Below are 16,732 nucleotides of genomic sequence, written 5' to 3' on the forward strand. Positions count from 1 at the left end.
GTGTTCTCGTAGGAGTCCTTGTTGCAGACTCCCCACTGTCCAGTGTCCAGTGAGGCTCCGCCAAGCTCGTTTCCGCAGGTCAGTTGGTCTAGTGTGATGTTCCGGTGAGGTCCTCGCGCTGGCAGGCGGGGTGATCGTTGGGGCGAGATCATCCGCCTGCCCCGTCAGCGCTGTACTTCGCTGTTAGCCAGGACGAGCAGGGCCCGCAGGAGCGTGGTCGCCTGCCGGGTGTCCGTGCGGAGTTTGGTCAGGATCCGCCATGACTTGAGGTTCGCGAAGCCGTGTTCGTTGGCGGCGCGTTCGCGGCTGACCAGGCGGTTCGCTTCCTTCTCGGCGGCCGTCAGCTGGTGATTGCGGGTGGCCTTGCGGCCAGTGATGATCACCGGGTCGTCTTCGGGCTTGTCGTCCAGGCCGACGAAGCCAAGGTCGGCCAAGGCGCCGAGGCCGGCCTCCCTCAGATGTCCGGTGATCTTGCTGTGGCGGGCGGTGGTGATCTCGCTGGACCGGCCAGGCTTGGCCGCGGAGATCCAGATCAGGTTGCCCTTCTCGTCGGTGAGCGCGAGAAACAGCAGGCCATGGGCCTTATGTTTGCCGGAGTAGTTCTTCCGGTCGTCCTTTCCGGTGCGGCGGTGGGTGCGGATCAGGGTGCCGTCCAGGAGGACCACGACCCCGCCGCTGCCGGCGATCTTCTTCAACGCGCGGTCCAGGCGTGGGGCGCGGGCGGCCAGCAGCTCGACGACTTCTTTCACCCAGCGGCGGACGGTGGACTCGCCGACCTGGTTGCCGTCGGCCATGTCGGCCAGGCGCTGGTCGTGACGGAGTACGGCGAGCACGACGACGGCCTGCTTACCAGGTTCGGCCTTGCGCCAGACAGAGCGCATCCGGTTGCGGCGTTGGCGTATCAGGCCGGCGACGAGATCGATGGTCCGCTTCGACAGCGGGAGACGAACCTGGTAGACAACATCCTCAGGGCCCTCGGCGGGCTGGTTTTTGGTCACACACTTACCAACTCCCGCCGGGGGTCTTCGCGTTACGGCATAAACCGGCCCGTCCGGCTGACGGCGTCACCGGTCAGCGTGGCAGGTAGCGCCCGGACGCGGTGCGCGAGAGCCAGCCCCGGTCGGCCAGTTTGCGCAGCCGGCCCCGGACCGGCTCGATCTTCGCCGGGGTCGCCTCCCGGCCCAGCCCGAGGGCGACGTCCTTGGCCGTCACCGGACCGTCCGCCCCGGCCACGATCTCCGTGACCCGCCGATATTGCGAGGTCAGGACCTCCCGTCCCATCCCCTCGACGCGGTCCGGCACCACCCGCATCCCGCCCGCACCCGGACCCACCGTCACAGCGGCCGGCTCCGGCTCCGGCTCCGGTGACACGATGCCCGGCGGTCGCCGTCCACCATCGGTGGCCTCGGCCCACTGCCCGAACACCACCTCGGCAGCCACCAACCGGGCGACCTCCGTGTCGAGTTCGTCCAGCTCCTTGCGCAGCAGCTCGGCACGTTTCGCCAGCTCAAGCCGCCGTTCGATCGTCCACGTCAGCACATCCGCCATGAGGATCCCTCCCGGCGCAGAACCTACGCGGCGCCCTGCGAACCTCACTCCAGAACCCGCGAGATCACCCGCGCCGGACGATCTCGTGCTAACGATCACCCCGCCTGTCAGCGTGAGGACCTCACCACCGCATCACACCAGCCCCACTGACCTGCGGAAACGAGCTTGGCGGAGCCTCAGTGGGAGTACCTGCCGCACGATCTGCCGCCGAAGAGTGCGACGTACTACTACTTCGCCGCCTGGCGTGACGACGGCACCGACCAGAGCGTTCACGACCTCCTGCGCTGGCAGCTGCGCGAGAGCCGGAAGCGATTAGCCGACCCGAGTCTGGTGGTCCTGGACACCCAGAGCATCCACGCGGCCGTCGGCGTCCCGGCCGACACGACGGGCAAGGACGCTTCGAAAAAGGTGCCGGGCAGGAAGAGATGCCTGGCCGTGGACGTGTTGGGCCTCGTCGTCGAGGCCGCCGCCCTGCCGGCGTCCGCGCACGACAACGCTGCCGGCATCGCCCTGCTGAACGGTGTGGCCGCGCAGACCGACACGGTGCGGAAGGCCCTGGTCGACCAGGGCTTCAAGAAGAGCGTCGTCGACCACGGCAAGACTCTCGGCATCGATGTCGAGATCGTCGAGCGCAACCCGGCCGAGAAGGGCTTCGTCCCGCAGGCCAAGCGGTGGATCGTGGAACAGACGAACGGGATCTTGATGTTCTACCGCCGTCTCGTGCGTGACTACGAACACCGGCTCGCCTCCTCCCGCTCGCGGGTGTTCTGGGCGATGACGTCGGTCATGGCCCGCCGCCTCACCGGCATCACCCTCCCCTCCTGGAGGGGCGCGTGAGTGAGATCCTCCAGGTCGAGGCCGTACTGGCCTACGTCGAGGTCCGGATGAGCGAAGTCTGCGAGCAGGCCGGACGGCTCCGGGACCAGATCGCCGAACTCACCGCCCGCCTCTGCGAGTTCGACACCGAGAGCGAGAATCTGCAGATCACCCGCAAGACCCTCCTCAGCCTCCCCGCACCGGCACCGGCACCGGCACCGGTCGACGATCCACCCCGCGCCGAGGTGCCGGAACACCCCGCCTACCAGCAGATCCTCACGGTCCTCGCCGACACCGGCCATCCGATGCGGGCCCGCGACATCTGCGAGGCCCTCGACCTTCCGATCCTGCCGAAGAACACCGAGGGCATCCGCTCCAAGCTGAAACGCCTGGTAACCCGCGGTATCCTCACCGAGCCCGAGCCCGGCTTGTTCACCCAGCCCCGCCCCTGAGCACCAGCCCACCCCACCGAGCAGGGCACCTCACCCAGACCTCATCGCGAATCGGGCATCACGGCGCGAACCGCACTCTCACCGACACCCCGGGGGGCGTCGCGAATTTACGGGTTGCTTCCGGGAGTTGGGTTCGTTGATGTGATATGGGCCGTTTCGATGAGTTGATCAGTCCGTTGCGGGCGAAGTTCGAGGCGGTGACTCCGCATCTCAACGAGCGGCAGTGCCGTCTGCTGTATGCGGCGGAAGCGCGGCAACTCGGACATGGAGGGATCGCGGCTGTCGCCAGGGCCGCGGGGGTCTCCACGGGGTGCGTCAGTCGGGGCCTTGTCGAGTTGGAGGACGATGCCGGGCCCGATGGCCGGGTACGTCGGCGAGGTGCGGGGCGTCCCGCGCTGGCGGCGAAGGACCCGGGGCTCCGAGCCGCACTGCTGGCGTTGGTCGAGGACAGCACGCAAGGTGACCCGATAGGGCCGTTGACCTGGACCACGAAGTCGCTGCGGCATTTGGCCACCGAGCTCGCAGCCCAGGGACGCGCGGCGGGTCGGGACGTGATCGCCGCATTGTTGAAGGAGGCGGGTTTCAGCCTGCGGAGCAACGCCAAGGTCCTGGCCGGCAGCGGTCACCGGGACCGCGATGCCCAGTTCCACCACCTCAACGACAAGGTGCGCCAGTTCCTCGACGCCGGCGACCCCGTGATCAGTGTGGACACGAAGAAGAAGGAACAGATCGGGCTGTTCGCGCAAGGAGGGCGGGAATGGGCCCCGCCCGGCAGGCCCGTGAAGGTCCTCGATCACGACTTCCCCTCCCAGGCGGCCGGCACCGCGATCCCCTACGGCATCTACGACGTCGGACGCAACACCGGCTACGTAGTGGTGGGCACCGACCATGACACCGCCGCGTTCGCGGTGGCCGCCCTGCGCCGCTGGTGGAAGGAGGAGGGCCGCGCCGCCTACCCGAACGCACGCCGCCTGTTGATCACCGCCGACGGCGGCGGCTCCAACAGTTCCCGGGCCAAGGCATGGAAAGCGAACCTCGCCGCCCTGGCCACCGAGACCGGCCTGCACATCAGTGTGTGCCACCTGCCGCCCGGCACGTCGAAATGGAACAAAGTGGAGCACCGCCTGTTCTCGTTCATCTCGATGAACTGGCGGGCCCGCCCCCTGACCAGCTACAAAGTCGCCCTGAACCTCATCGCCGCCACCACCACGAGCACCGGGCTGAGCGTGAACGCCCGCCTGGACGAGGGCACCTACCCCATCGGTATCGAGATCGACGCCCAGCACGCCGCCGCACTCACCATCACCCCCGACAGCTTCCACGGCGAGTGGAACTACACGATCCCGCCCCAGCCCGGCGTCCCCGCCGGGCCCCTCCAGCCACCCACCCGCCGGGCCCACCCCCGTCACGCCCACACCTTCGACACCGCCATGGCAACCCACCCCGTACTGACCGGGATGACCCGACACGCACTCGATCAACTCACCGCAGACGTCCGCGCGTTGATCGATCAAGTGCCCACCGGCCAGCGCCCCCGTCACCGCAAACTCGCCGTGGAAAGCATGATCTGGGCCGCCGTTCTCGATCAGCGCGGGCTGCCCTGCTCACTGACCGCCCACCTCTTCCGCATCGGCGAGAACCAGATGCGCACCCTGATCAAGCAGGTCCGGCCCCTGCTCCAGCAACACGGCCACCACGCAGACCCACTGCCCGTCCGGCTCGTCGACCCCAGCGAACTCGCCGCCTACGCCATGCACACAACATCAACGACAGGCTGACGTGACACGCTCCATCAATTAATCGACGCCCCCTTCCTCGACCGGCTCGTCGGGCATTTCGACCACAAGATCCACCTCGTGGTCGACGGGCACTCCGCACACCGCTCGAAGACCGTCCGGACCTGGCTCGCCGTGCACACCGAAGAGATCGAGCTGCACTTCCTGCCCCCGTACTCGCCCGAGCTCAACCCCGACGAACTCGTCAACGCCGACCTCAAGCACAGCCTGCCCAAAGGCCACCGGGCCCGGAACCAGGCCGAACTCGCCGCCGAGACCCGTCGCTTCTTCCGCAGACGCCAGCGCCAACCCCACATCGTCCGCGGCTACTTCCACGGACCCCACGTCCGCTACACCCTCAACGAGAACCCCTTGTTTTCTGATCAATAAGGTTGGGACTTCTACCCTTGACGGTACCGAGGCCGCGTGGCGCGCTGCTTTCTGCAAGGGTCTTGACGCAAGTGCCTGACTGGCTTTGCTACGGCGGTCGCGCGGGCGGATGCGCTTTTCGGCCTCCGGGTTCCAGTGATCTTCCCCTCCGAACTTTTGGCACGTGCCGGTTGTGCACCGTGAAACGATCATCCACGTCGCAATGTCACCGGCCTGACCCCGGTGACATCAGAAGCTACTCGGGGAACTCTATGAACATCTGTACCACCAGCCGGACTGCTCTCACGGGCCTAGCAGCACTGACCGCTGCTGCTCTGTTGTCCTCTGCCGTTCCGGCGTTCGCCGACACCGGTGCGCCTGCACCGGAAACGAGCGCTCAGGCAGCGGCCGTGGTCGAGAAGGCCACCGGCGTCGCCAACCTCACTGCCCCCCAGACCGACGACGGCAGGCTGGTTGCCAACTCGGCGGGCACACGCGTGGAAATGCCGACGACCGGCTCCGGCGAACTCACTGTGACTGACTCCACCGGCACCCAGATAGGGATCGGCTTGCCCGGCTCGGCAGCGGCGTCCGCGCACACCAGCGCTCACGGCACTGTGGTCTACGCCCAGCCGAATGGGTCCGTTGACGTCGCCGCCCAGGCCGGCCGGGATGGCAGCGCCAGCGCTCTGATCACGATGAACAACGGCACGGCGCCGACCGAGTACCGCTTCTCCCTCGACCTCCCCAGCGGTGCCCACCCCGTCATCGATGAGGACGGCGGCGTGCTCGTTGCAGACAGCGCCGGAGAACTGCTCGGCACCTTCGAAGCGCCCTGGGCCAAGGACGCCAACGGCCAGTCTGTCCCCACCGCCTACCGCCTCGAAGGCAACGAACTCATCCAGACCATCCAGGTCAACGAGTCCACTGCCTACCCTGTTGTCGCCGACCCCAAGTGGTGGGACAAGACCAAGGAAATCGCCGGCGGCATGGTCAGCGACACCTGGAACTCCATGAAGTGCGGCGGCGCCCTCGCCGCCGCCTTCCATCCTGGTACTGCGAGTTACAGGGCCATCAAGACGGCCGGTGGGGTCAAGAAGCTCCTTGCTACCCTCTCCGGGGTCAACACAAAGAGGGGCGCCGCATCCGCTCTGGGATCGGGCTTCACTACCCTGTTGGGGGTCAAGAGTATAAAGAAGGCTTGCTTCGACGACCTCAAGTAATTGCAAGAAGCCTTACAGGGAGGGAGACCCCGTTGATTGAACAGGGTCATAGCAAAGAGAACCGACGAATTATCATGTGGCGCGATGCTGGCATAGCAGGCGCCCTCTACATCCTGGGGTACTTTTCGCTGACATACTTCATTGGCCACCCGCTTAACCTGCATTGGCTCGTCTGGCCCGCCCTAGCGACTGCCTGCGCAATGTTCACAGCGGACCGCAGCGGATTCGGCGAGACAGTCTGGTTCATCAGAGCCCTGAGCTGCCTGCTTGTCGCTGTTGCGATCATCGGTGCGATCATGTCGTAACGCAAAGCCGCCGTCCTCCCTGTGGACGGCGGCCGGCAACCCTGGCGCAACGCGAAGCCCCCTGGGGTCAGGGACCTGCCGATCAATAAATCCTAGATCTTGGTGAGGATTACGGGGGTGTGAGGTCGTGCCCGGCGATCTCGGCGAGCTGTTGTGCCGTGGTCACGGTGAGGGCGCCGACCGGGACCGTGTATCCGAGCGCGGTGAGTACGGGCGTGGCCTCCCGGAGGGTCGCGCCGATCCGGCTCTTGGCCAGGCCGGTTGCCTCGGCGAGTGGCGTCTGGGCCATGGACCAGCGCTTCGTGAGGAGGAAGACGACAAGCTGGTCGGCGACGGAGAGCCGTCTGCTGCCGGCGCCGGGGCCGCCGTCGGGACGTTTGCCGGGCAGGAAGATCGGCGGGTGCTCGGCACACCAGGCTTGGCAGCGGGCGGCGAGATCGTCGAAGGCGGCGGGTTCGAGCCCGGTGAGGCTGGGGTGCCGCAGCCACATGGGGAGCTTGTCGCCGGTGGGAAAGCGTCCGAACTCGACGCTTGGTGACGCCAATTCAGGAGCGAGTGGTTCGGGGCGCAGGGTGTAGTTCCACGTGCCATGCCACTCGTGCGGCGTCAGGGGCAGGCGTTCCATGACGGTGTCGGGGACGGTGACGCCGGTGGGGTAGGCGCCGGGGTCGAGCTCGGCGTGGACGGACAGTCCGCTGCGTGTCGTGGTCGCTCCGATGGTGCTGACGACGACTTCGTGGCTGGTCAGGGGCCTGCCACGCCAGTTGATGCTGATCTGTGAGAACAGCCGGTGCTCTATTTTGTTCCATTTCGATGTTCCCGGTGGAAAGTGACAGACAGTCACTTCAAGGCCCGTCTCGTAGGCGAAGTCCGCGAGTTCCTTCTTCCAGGCGCGCACACGGTAGCCGTTGGAGCCTCCGCCGTCGGCGGTAACCAGCAGGCGGGAAGCATGTGGGTAGCGGCGGCGCCCCTCACCGTTCCACCAGCGGCGCAAAGTGGCCACCGCGAAGGCAGAGGTGTCCCCGTCGCAGCCCACCGACACCCAGCCTGCGTCCGCGCCGATGTCGTAGATCCCGTACGGCACCGCTTTCTGGGCGCCCTTCTCGGGGAAGTCGTGTGCGCGGACCTGCACCGGCTGTCCGGCGCGGTGCCACTCGCGTCCGATGACCGCGTAGTTGCCCAGCGTCTCCTTTTTCTTGGCATCCACGCTGATGACCGGCTGCCCCTCGGCAAGGTACGCCGTGACCTGGTCGTTGATGTAGCGGAACTGGGCGTCCCGGTCCGGATGCCGGGCCCCCTCGGTGGTCCTGGAGGTGCCCTGCAGAGAGAATCCCGCCGCCTTCAACAGCGCGGCCACCGTGTCCGAACCGACCCGGTGCCCCTGACGCGTCAGCTCGGCCGCCAGATTCCGGGTGGACTTCACCGTCCACAGCAGCGGAGATTCCGGGTCGCCGCGCTGATCCGGCTCGACCAGCGCCAGCAACGCGGGCAATAGTCCCGGATCGGCCTCCCGCAAGGGCTTCCGACCCGCGCCCGGTGCCCGTACCCGGCCAGCGGGCTCCTCCGCGTGCTCCAGCTCCCGCTTCCCGCGCGACACCGTGGACTCCGCCACCCCGGCCGCTCCGGCCACCATGCGGATCCCGCCATGGCCCAGAACGCGGGCCGCGGCGCCCAACGTCAGTCGCTGCTGGCGCTCATCGAGATGCGGCAGCAACAGCCCGAACGCATCCATCAGCTCTGCCTTCGTCCCCTCCGACACCCCCACAGCCTACGACCCAACAGCCCACGAAAATCGAAGAGTTATTGATCGGCAGGTCCCAGGGCTTCGGCGAAGTCGTAGGGCGTCCGGTTCATGACGATCTGCCAGGTTGAGGCGGCCCGGGAAGTGAGACAGGCACGGTTTCCAAGATCATGGAGTTCTCGACGCCCCGTGACCTGCTTGGAAGACCGTGCCTGCCGACGAATCATCGCCGATCCCGCCCGCCTTTGACCAACTCCGTGAGCATCCCGTGGTCGCACCCGAAGAGGTACCAGGGCTGCTGGAGCGCCTGTCCGAAGTGCCTGATCCGCGTGATCCGCGGGGGGTACGACACGCTCTGGTCCTCGTGCTCACCCTGGCCGCGTGCGCGGTGCTGGCCGGGGCCACGTCGCTTCTGGCGGTCGGCGAGTGGATCGCCGACGCTCCACCACACGTCCTGGAGCGCGTCGGCGTACGAGTCGACCCGCTGTTCCCCAAGCGGGTCCTGCCCGCGGAGACGACAGTTCGCAGGCTGCTGGCCCGGATCGACGGCGACGCGCTCGATCTGGCGGTCGGCCACTGGCTCGCCGACCGCCGCACCCCCACCACGGGTCGAATGCGCGGCCTGGCAGTCGACGGCAAGGCCCTGCGCGGAGCCGCCAGGGCAGGCGGCCGCAAGATCCACCTCCTCGCCGCCCTGGAGCACACCACCGGCCTCGTCCTGGCTCAGTTGGACGTCGGTGTGAAGACGAACGAAATCACCTACTTCCAGCCCCTCCTGGAAACCGTCGCCGACCTGGCCGGCGTGGTCGTCACCAGCGACGCCCTGCACACCCAACGCGAGCACGCCGCCTACCTCCTGGGCCGCGAAGCCCACTACATCGTGATCGTCAAGGGCAATCAGAAGAAACTCCGAAAGCAGCTCAAATCCCTTCCCCGGACGCACATCCCGCTGCAGGGCCGCACGAAGAATGCCGGCCACGGACGCTCGGAGATCAGGCGGATCAAGGTGGCCACCGTGAACAACCTGCTCTTCCCCGGTGCCCGGCAGGCCGTCCAGATCAAGCGACGCCGCACTGACCGCAAAACCGGCAGGACCACGGTCAAGACCGTCTACGCAGTCACCAGCCTGACCGCCGAGCGGGCCACGCCAGCCCAACTCGCGACCCTGATCAGGGACCACTGGCAGGTGGAGGCCCTGCACCACGTCAGAGACACGACCTTCTCCGAGGACGCCTCCCAACTGCGCACCGGCAACGCACCCCGCGCGATGGCCACCTGGCGCAACCTCGCCATCGGAGCCCTGCGACTGTCCGGCGCGACCAACATCGCGGCCGCCCTACGACACAACGCCCGCAACGCGGACCGTCCGCTCGCCCTTCTCGGGCTCACATGATCACGAAACGGACGTCACACGACTTCGCCGAAGCCCTGGCCTAGTACCAACCGTGTAGTTGGGCGCCGGGCTGGTGTGTCAAGCCGCCTGAAACAGAGATGGAGCTCCTGCTAGGACGTGGATGCGGGCCTGGCGTCCCGCGAACAGGACGTCCTCGAGCGCGGAGCGGGTCGATCCGCTTGGTGCGTGCCGTGCGGCTGTCGGGGAGACGGACAAGGAGGTTACGCGGCCTCAAGTTGGGCCCTGGGCACCATGTCCTGGCTGACCGGCTACCGCCGACTCAACCCTCGCTTTGAGCGCCACCTGCCCTACCTGGCCTTCCTCAAACTCGCCGCGGCCCTCTGCTGCTACAAACGACTCCTCAAACTCACCACGTAGGAACCCGTCTTTAGCTGCAAAAGGGCTCTTGCGGTGACGAGGCGCCGCGGCTGTGCGGGTGGGGGCGTGCGGACGTCACGTGGAGGGCGTGGTGGCTGGCCGGAGTATCTGTCCGGCGGCCAGCTCGCGGTAGGTGGGGCTGGTGGTGAGCAGTTCCTCGTGACGTCCGCAGGCGACGGCGGTGCCTTTGTCCAGGACGATGATCATGTCGGCGTGCTGGACTGTGGACAGGCGGTGCGCGATGACCAGGACGGCGCATTCTCGGGCCACGTCGCGCATCACGGCGGTGAGCGCGGTTTCGTTGACGGCGTCCAGGTGGGATGTCGGCTCGTCCAGCAGCAGAAGGGAGGGCCGGGCGAGGAGGGCGCGGGCCAGGGCGACTCTCTGGCGCTCGCCTCCGGAGAGGGTGCCGCCGCGTTCGCCGAGCATGCCGGACAGGCCGCCGGGCAGCCGTTCGACGACGCCCGTGAGCTGGGCGAGTTCGACTACGCGCTGGACTTCGGCCTCGGAGGCGTTGGGGTCGGCGTAGGTGATGTTGTCCCGCAGTGAGCCGTGGACGACGTGGGTGTTCTGGTCGACGATCGCGATGCGCGACCGGCACTCCGCGCGGCTCAGCTCGGTGGCAGGCTGGCCGTCGAAAAGCAGGGCGCCGGAGTCCGGTTCGTAGAATCTGGCCACCAGGGCGAAGATTGTGCTTTTGCCCGCACCCGACCGGCCGACCAGAGCTGTCTGGCTCCGGTGAGGGGCGGTGAAGGAGATGCCGCGCAGCACAGGCCGGCTCGGGTCGTAGCCGAAACTGAGGTCCCGCAGGGCGAGGGCAGACGTCTCGTGTGAGACGGTCTGCCGGGCCGGTTCCCGTGTACGTGCCTGGGCCGGTGTCTGGGCCTGTGAGGGCTCTCCCGGCAGGGACAGTGCCTGTTCGATGCGCTGGTAGGCGCCCATGCCGCGCTGGATCAGGCCGACCGCGCGGAAGACCGAGGACAGCGGCAGGACCAGATACGAGGCGTAGAGCAGGAAGGCGACCAGGTCGCCGAGGGAGTTGGCGTCTGTGCTCACCCGCAGGCCGCCGATGACCAGGACGATCAGGAAGGAGCCTTGGACGGCGAGTTCGACGGCCGGGCTCATCACGGAGGCGAGTTTCGCGGTCCGTACGCCGGCGATGTACGCCGAATCGACGCATGCGCCGATGCGGGCAGCTTCACGGTCCTCCGCGCGCGGTGCACCCGGACCATCGGCAGGGCACCGAGCGCGCGTTCCAGGTCGGCGGCGATCGCGCCGATGGAGGTCTGTATGCGTTCGGAGGCGATGCGGATGCCCTTGAGCAGCGAGGCGACGATCACGGCGGCGACGGTCACGGTCGCCGCGACCAGGAGGAGTAGCAGTGGGTCGATCCATAGCATGAGGACGATCGCCCCGGCGGCGACGAGGGTGCCGGTCACCAGGTCGACCAGTGCCTGGGAGACCACTTCTCTGAGCAGGGTGGTGTCGGTGGTGACCCGGGAGATCAGGTCGCCGCTGCGGTGCTTGTCGTATTCCCGCATCTCCAGTCGGAGCAGCCGCCCCACCAGGCTGTGACGCAGCTGCCGTACGACGCCCTCCCCCATGCGCTCCAGAACGAAACGGCCCATCGCGCCCGTCGCCGCTTCGGTGACGAACAGCGCGGCCAGGAGCAGCAGCAGGGGCCCCAGTACCTGTCCGCGTCCGCTCGCGTCCACGACCTGCTTCGCAACGAGCGGCTGAGCCAGGCCAAGGGCGGAGCCGACCAAAGTGAGCGCGGTGGCGATGATAACGGACGCGCGGTGCCCGTCCGTCAGCCGGTACATGGTGGCGACCGCGGCCCGTGTGGAGCGGTCACCCCCCGCCGCGGATTGTGCCTGATTCACGACAGTGTCGGTCATCGGCCCGATCGGCTCGCGGCGGCGACCGTGATGAGCCGGGTGAAGTAGTCGTCGGGTACGCCCTCGCCCACGGGACGGCCGTTCGCCTCGATCCAGGCGTGCGCCGTGAACGGCGGCACCACGCGCACCCCGGTGCACCAGGTCGGCCAGCTCCCTGTCAGGCGGCACAGCAGGGCGGCTCCCAGGGAACGGGGCAGGCAGCCCTTCGGCCCGGCGCACCGCAGGCTCACCGCGCACATGGCGTCCCGCGCGTACTTGGCCTGTGCACCAGTGGCCGGTCTGGCGCCGCGGCGGGCGAGGCCGAGCACGGCACGGATCCGGCGGGGCGGCAGCAGGGAGAGCACGAGCGCGGGCAAAAGGACGAGTCGGGCGGCGAGGCGTCGCGCGAAGGGGACGTCGGTGGGTCGCTCCAGTGCGCTGGGGGTCGTCATTCCACCAGCCCCGAGGTCCACAGCTGCTGGACGAGGGCATCGACGTCCTGCCTCGCCCGGGCGACGTCGATGTCGAACTCGTCGGCAACCGCGGCGACCGCGTCCGCTTCGTCACCGCCCGCCATCAGTGTCTTGACCACCAGCGTGGCCGTGGGATTCAACTCCCAGTACTGGCCCACATGTTCGTCGAGTAGGACCGTGCCGTAATCGGTCTCCGCCGCAGAGACGTTGGCGCCGAACCGCAATGCCATGGTGTGCGTACCTTTCCCGGGGTCGAGTTCAGAAAACGGTTTCAGTAACTGGCCTGCGCTTCGGGCTCGGTGGAGCGGGCCAGGCCGCGCAGCCAGACTTCGGCGGCGATGGTCGAGTAGAGGATCGCGTCGCGCAGTTCGGGTGTGGCCGGCCGCTGGGCGAGCCGGCGCAACGCGTTCCCGTCGACCAGGCCCAACTGCTCCAGCCGGGAGTCCTCCCACAGTGCCAGCAGATCGGCGCGGTGTTCGCGCAGCCCGTTGGAGGCGTCCATGGAGGCGGCGGCCTTATTGGTGCGCCGCAGGCACGCATCGGGCACGATCCCGCTCATCGCGGCGGTCAGGAGGGGTTTGTACTGCCAGGGCGTGACACGCTCGCTCGGGCGCACCGCGAGGCATGCCTCGATGACGCGGTCGTCGAGGAACGGCGATGCCATCGGCACGCCTGCCCGGGCGGCCATCCGGTCCCACTGGCGGATGATGCGCGTGCAGGAACGAATCTGGTCGAGGTCGGCGTGCAGGCCACGGTCTGGGTGCAGCGGGACCGCGTTCGCCGCTGCCTCGCGCAGCGCCCGCTGGGCTGCCCGTTCGGCGTCGGGGGTGACCCAGCCGAAGAGGCGTGGGGGCATGCCCCAGCCGAGGCTGGTGCTGACCGTGGCAGGCAGTGGGTCGCGCAGGCGACTGCTGGAGTCGGCCAGCCACTTCCCGTACGGCCGCGAGTCGGCCAGTGCCCGTGCCGTGCCTCTCAGTGGCCACTGCCACAGGGCCCGAAAGCCGCGAAGCTGAGAAAGGGCGAACAGCGGGCGGGTGCGCAGCAGCCGGTGGTAGTACGCCTCGGAGCACCAGGCCACATGGTCGCCGCCGATGCCGGTCAGGTGCAGGCGGCTGCCGCGCTCGGCCATTGCGGGCAGGTGGTGTAGGACTCGGGAGCGGTCCATGACGCCGATAGTCGGTTCGTCCAGCAGGTCGTCGATGCCGAGCAGGTCGTTGTAGACCAGTGGCGAGGCGTGGGCGTCCCAGACCACATGGTCGATGTCCGGCATTGACCGGGCGGCCTGCTCGGCCCAGTACAGATCGGTGTCGGCGGGATCGCGCCCCGGCCAGGTGCTGGCCACCACATGGGCCGGTGAACGGTCCGCCAGGAAGCAGATGGAGGTGGAATCCAGGCCGCCGGACAGGTCACTGCTGACCACGCCGCCCTGCCGCGTACGGGCATCAACCGCCGTGACCAGGGCTTCACGGACAAGGGGGGCGCCATCGGCGAGCGTGCGCAACGGCTCCGGCGGTGTCCACCAGCGCGAGTGGCGCACGGTCCGGCCGTCCGCCGCGATGATCAGCGCGTCCTGTGGGGACACGGCGGTAATGCCTCTCCACATGGGTGCTTCAGCGAGCGGATGGGGAACCGGCCACAGCAATCGGACGGCCAGTTGCTCCCCGTCCGGTTCGGCGCCGAGCGCGGCGGCGAGTACGTCGGCGCGGCTAGCAGCCACCTGCACGCCGTCAACGCGGGCGTGAAAGACCAGTCGGAGCCCGGACGCGGTGCCCTGCACCCTGAGCTGACCGTCGAGCGCGGCGACGAGATGGAAGCTGCCGGGTAGGGAGCGAGCCAGTGCGTCGAGCTCGGCAAGGTCACGAAGTTGCCCGGCGCGGCGCTCGAGTTCGCTGGCATCGATCGGGCAGCAGCCGATGACAGCGAGACCAGTGCGGCCGGCATGTGCAGTGACGATCTCGTCGTCGTGCCAGTGGCCGACGAGCCAGGGACGGCCCGAGGCATGTGTGAGGGTCCGGGTTCCGGGGCGGGAGAAGGAGCGGGCCGCGGCGGCCGCGCCCTCACAGTCGGTGAAGACCGTGAAGTGCGCGTCGCCGGGGCCCGCCCCCGCACTCTCGTGCAGTTCAGTCATGGCGTCGAGTCAGAACCGTCGGTCGTCAGTTCTTGCTCAGGATGAGCCGGTCGTTGCCGGAGCGCTGCAGGAGCCCGGTCTTCTTCCGGAACGTCCCCAGCTTGGCGAGCGTCGGCGCTTCGTAGGCCTTCTTCATGACGTCTCCCTCACGTACAGGTGTGCACGACCGCCTCCCTGGGCGGCTGTGAACCGGAGGCCGGTTCACAGCCGCCCCGCCAGGGCTCATCGGAAGCCCGGAACAAGGAAGCGGGTGCGCGCCCTAGCTACCCGCATCAGCGGGTGCCGTGGCAAGACCGCAAAAGAAAATCGGATCATACGTAAAACGCAAATACAGTCGGACAGCTGCACGGCTGGTCATAGATTTCGGCCAGAAGGCAACATCGGGCGAGCGGGGTGCTTTTGGCGGGCAGAGAAACGTTTCGACCTGCGCATCCCAAAGCCCCCAGCGGGCTTGTCGAGGGGGATGCACCGACAGAAACCGGACGGAGCCGCCCGGGCGCACTCGCTCTCGTCGCCACGCTTCCTTGCCGTGCATACCTTGCCCGAATGGCTGGATGTAGCCGCCGATCTCTCTGGCCTCGCAGGCGACCCCCTCTCTGTCAGCCTTGGGTGAGACGTCCCGCTTCGGCGGGTTAGCCTGAGAGGGCACCGACCCTGACCATTCAGCGGAATTGCCCGGCCTGACGGCCGGGTAGCAGAAAAGGTGTCCTGACCTGCGAGGATGCGACTGTCGAGGAAGCATCGGTTGCAAGAATCAGGACACCTTTCTGGTGAGCGAGCGTACAGGGTGGGACCGGGGCCTGGTCGTGGGGGCTGACGGGAAGGGGCTGGTCGGGCATGCCGGGGTGGTGCTGCTGCGGCGGCTGGCGGACCGGTCGGGGCTGACGGAGGCGCTGGCTGGGGTGTTCCCGGTGGGCGGGCCGGGGTGGCGGGATCGGGCGGTGGTGTTCGTCCAGCTGGCGATATCGATCGCGCTGGGCGCCCGGAGCGTGGCGGAGGCCGAACAACTCGCCCTGCATCACGAGCGGATGACCGGCCCGGGCGTCTCGGACTCCACTGTGTACCGCACCCTGGACCTGTGCGATGCCGACCGGCTCGCGGCGATCGCCCGCGCCCGGGCACGGGTCCGCCGGATGGTGTGGTCGTGGCTGGCCCTGCGGCCCGGCGGCTTCCCTTGGCTCACCGTCGCCGGAAAACGCCTGCACAACTGGGTGATCGTGGATATGGACGCCACGATCATCACGGCTGCCTCGAAGAAGGAGCGGGCGCGGGCGACCTGGAAGAAGACTTTCGGGTTCCATCCGCTGGCCGCCTGGTGCGCGAACACGTCCGAGTGCCTGGCGATGCTGTTGCGGCCGGGCAACGCCGGCAGCAACACGGTCGCCGACCACCTCACGGTCCTGGCCGACGCGCTCGCCCAGATCCCTGGCTCCTCGGCCGCGAAACTCCTGATCCGCGTCGACGGCGCCGGCGCCACACACGGCCTGCATGAGCACCTCATCGGCTTGAACACCCGTCGGCGCACGGTCCGTTTCACCACCGGCTGGACCATCACCGACCTCGACGAGCAGGCCATCGCCCGCCTGCCCGAGACGGCCTGGGAGGTCTCCCTGAACCAGGACGGCACCCTCCAGGAGGACTACGGGGTCGCGGAGTTGAGCGGCCTGAGCGCACGCGAGGGCTGGGACAAGGGACTGAGGCTGATCGCCCGCCGGGTCAAGCCCTCCAGCCGCCACCTCGCGAACCTGACCGACTTCGAGAAGAAGACCGGCTTCAAGTACTCGATCATCGCCACCAACATCCGCAAGATGACCCGGATCCCCGGCTCCCACCAGGCACAGTGGCTGGACGCTCTGCACCGGCACCACGCCGTCGTCGAGGACCGGGTCCGCACGAACAAAGCGATGGGGCTGCACAACCTGCCCTCGAAATCCTTCACCACGAACCAGGGCTGGATGCTCGCCGCGAACCTCGCCGCCGACCTCGACGCCTGGCTCCGCCTCCTCGCCCTGCACGACCAGGACGGCCTGGCCGACGCCGAACCCGACACCATGCGGTTTCGGATCTACCACCTGCCCGCCCGTCTCGCCGCCCATGCCCGCCGCCGGCACCTCCGCCTCGCCCCCGACTGGCCCTGGGCAGAAGCGTTCGTCCTGGCCTGGCAGCGCCTGACTGGCCTGACCACCGTCACCTGACGAACAGACCCGCCCCGACGAAGACCAGGAAGGAGAGCCCCGCACCACCCCGGGACCGT

General features: G+C 68.1%; 12 protein-coding genes and 4 pseudogenes. 8 read left to right on the plus strand and 8 right to left on the minus strand.

The genetic code is table 11. The features are described 5' to 3' along the window. Positions 1-164: 164 nt before the first annotated feature. Positions 165-998: a transposase family protein gene (locus ACU6WZ_RS21690; RefSeq protein WP_447029754.1), complete on the minus strand. Its 834-nt coding sequence runs from the start codon at positions 996-998 to the stop codon at positions 165-167. 73 nt (positions 999-1,071) lie between these two features. Next, positions 1,072-1,548 carry a hypothetical protein gene (locus ACU6WZ_RS21695; RefSeq protein WP_447029800.1) on the minus strand — a complete coding sequence of 159 codons (477 nt, stop codon included), beginning with the start codon at positions 1,546-1,548 and terminating at the stop codon, positions 1,072-1,074. 177 nt (positions 1,549-1,725) lie between these two features. On the opposite strand from ACU6WZ_RS21695, the pseudogene ACU6WZ_RS21700 reads away from it, so the two are divergent. The 5 genes and pseudogenes from ACU6WZ_RS21700 to ACU6WZ_RS21720 form a co-directional block, all read left to right on the plus strand. Further along, a pseudogene (locus tag ACU6WZ_RS21700) lies at positions 1,726-2,385 on the plus strand (transposase); the annotation flags it as partial. After that, complete coding sequence (locus tag ACU6WZ_RS21705; RefSeq protein WP_447029801.1) at positions 2,382-2,816, plus strand: hypothetical protein; 435 nt, start codon at positions 2,382-2,384, stop codon at positions 2,814-2,816. The pseudogene ACU6WZ_RS21700 and the gene ACU6WZ_RS21705, both read left to right, overlap by 4 nt. 146 nt (positions 2,817-2,962) lie before the next feature. After that, positions 2,963-4,594 carry an ISAzo13 family transposase gene (locus tag ACU6WZ_RS21710; RefSeq protein ID WP_447029802.1) on the plus strand — a complete coding sequence of 544 codons (1,632 nt, stop codon included), beginning with the start codon at positions 2,963-2,965 and terminating at the stop codon, positions 4,592-4,594. Between the two features lie 78 nt (positions 4,595-4,672). Next, entirely contained in the window at positions 4,673-4,981 is a 309-nt protein-coding gene (locus tag ACU6WZ_RS21715; RefSeq protein WP_447029803.1) for a transposase, read from the plus strand. A gap of 251 nt (positions 4,982-5,232) precedes the next feature. Beyond that, complete coding sequence (locus ACU6WZ_RS21720) at positions 5,233-6,183, plus strand: hypothetical protein (protein WP_447029804.1); 951 nt, start codon at positions 5,233-5,235, stop codon at positions 6,181-6,183. A gap of 414 nt (positions 6,184-6,597) precedes the next feature. On the opposite strand, the gene ACU6WZ_RS21725 is transcribed toward ACU6WZ_RS21720, so the two are convergent. Further along, positions 6,598-8,220: an ISAzo13 family transposase gene (locus ACU6WZ_RS21725; protein ID WP_447034176.1), complete on the minus strand. Its 1,623-nt coding sequence runs from the start codon at positions 8,218-8,220 to the stop codon at positions 6,598-6,600. 325 nt (positions 8,221-8,545) lie between these two features. Between ACU6WZ_RS21725 and ACU6WZ_RS21730 the strand changes: the two are divergent. Together ACU6WZ_RS21730 and ACU6WZ_RS21735 are read left to right on the plus strand one after the other, a co-directional pair. After that, positions 8,546-9,463: pseudogene (locus ACU6WZ_RS21730) on the plus strand (ISAs1 family transposase); the annotation flags it as partial. Between the two features lie 408 nt (positions 9,464-9,871). Next, positions 9,872-10,000: pseudogene (locus ACU6WZ_RS21735) on the plus strand (IS5/IS1182 family transposase); the annotation flags it as partial. Between the two features lie 75 nt (positions 10,001-10,075). On the opposite strand, the pseudogene ACU6WZ_RS21740 reads toward ACU6WZ_RS21735, so the two are convergent. The 5 genes and pseudogenes from ACU6WZ_RS21740 to ACU6WZ_RS21760 form a co-directional block, all read right to left on the minus strand. Next, positions 10,076-11,898, minus strand: a pseudogene (locus ACU6WZ_RS21740) (ABC transporter ATP-binding protein). After that, positions 11,895-12,329, minus strand: a complete 435-nt coding sequence (locus tag ACU6WZ_RS21745) for a lasso peptide biosynthesis B2 protein (RefSeq protein ID WP_447029805.1) — start codon at positions 12,327-12,329, stop codon at positions 11,895-11,897. Before ACU6WZ_RS21745 ends, ACU6WZ_RS21740 begins: the two are co-directional and overlap by 4 nt. Then, positions 12,326-12,580, minus strand: a complete 255-nt coding sequence (locus ACU6WZ_RS21750) for a lasso peptide biosynthesis PqqD family chaperone (RefSeq protein WP_447029806.1) — start codon at positions 12,578-12,580, stop codon at positions 12,326-12,328. Before ACU6WZ_RS21750 ends, ACU6WZ_RS21745 begins: the two co-directional genes overlap by 4 nt. Before the next feature lie 41 nt (positions 12,581-12,621). After that, positions 12,622-14,478 (minus strand): lasso peptide isopeptide bond-forming cyclase, encoded by a 1,857-nt coding sequence (locus ACU6WZ_RS21755; RefSeq protein WP_447029808.1) that lies wholly within the window; start codon positions 14,476-14,478, stop codon positions 12,622-12,624. Positions 14,479-14,503: 25 nt separating this feature from the next. Then, entirely contained in the window at positions 14,504-14,614 is a 111-nt protein-coding gene (locus tag ACU6WZ_RS21760) for a keywimysin-related RiPP (RefSeq protein ID WP_356565628.1), read from the minus strand. A gap of 634 nt (positions 14,615-15,248) precedes the next feature. On the opposite strand from ACU6WZ_RS21760, the gene ACU6WZ_RS21765 reads away from it, so the two are divergent. Beyond that, positions 15,249-16,673 carry an IS1380 family transposase gene (locus ACU6WZ_RS21765; RefSeq protein WP_447029810.1) on the plus strand — a complete coding sequence of 475 codons (1,425 nt, stop codon included), beginning with the start codon at positions 15,249-15,251 and terminating at the stop codon, positions 16,671-16,673. The last annotated feature ends 59 nt before the right edge of the window (positions 16,674-16,732 follow it).

It is taken from the genome of Streptomyces hypolithicus (assembly GCF_052934925.1).

What these genes read in the sequence shown, in the direction of transcription:
- ACU6WZ_RS21695 (WP_447029800.1), bottom strand. Translation starts at nt 1,548, where the DNA reads ATGGCGGATGTGCTGACGTGGACGATCGAACGGCGGCTTGAGCTGGCG.
- ACU6WZ_RS21710 (WP_447029802.1), top strand. Translation starts at nt 2,963, where the DNA reads ATGGGCCGTTTCGATGAGTTGATCAGTCCGTTGCGGGCGAAGTTCGAG.
- ACU6WZ_RS21720 (WP_447029804.1), top strand. Translation starts at nt 5,233, where the DNA reads ATGAACATCTGTACCACCAGCCGGACTGCTCTCACGGGCCTAGCAGCA.
- ACU6WZ_RS21725 (WP_447034176.1), bottom strand. Translation starts at nt 8,220, where the DNA reads ATGGATGCGTTCGGGCTGTTGCTGCCGCATCTCGATGAGCGCCAGCAG.
- ACU6WZ_RS21745 (WP_447029805.1), bottom strand. Translation starts at nt 12,329, where the DNA reads ATGACGACCCCCAGCGCACTGGAGCGACCCACCGACGTCCCCTTCGCG.
- ACU6WZ_RS21750 (WP_447029806.1), bottom strand. Translation starts at nt 12,580, where the DNA reads ATGGCATTGCGGTTCGGCGCCAACGTCTCTGCGGCGGAGACCGATTAC.
- ACU6WZ_RS21755 (WP_447029808.1), bottom strand. Translation starts at nt 14,478, where the DNA reads ATGACTGAACTGCACGAGAGTGCGGGGGCGGGCCCCGGCGACGCGCAC.
- ACU6WZ_RS21760 (WP_356565628.1), bottom strand. Translation starts at nt 14,614, where the DNA reads ATGAAGAAGGCCTACGAAGCGCCGACGCTCGCCAAGCTGGGGACGTTC.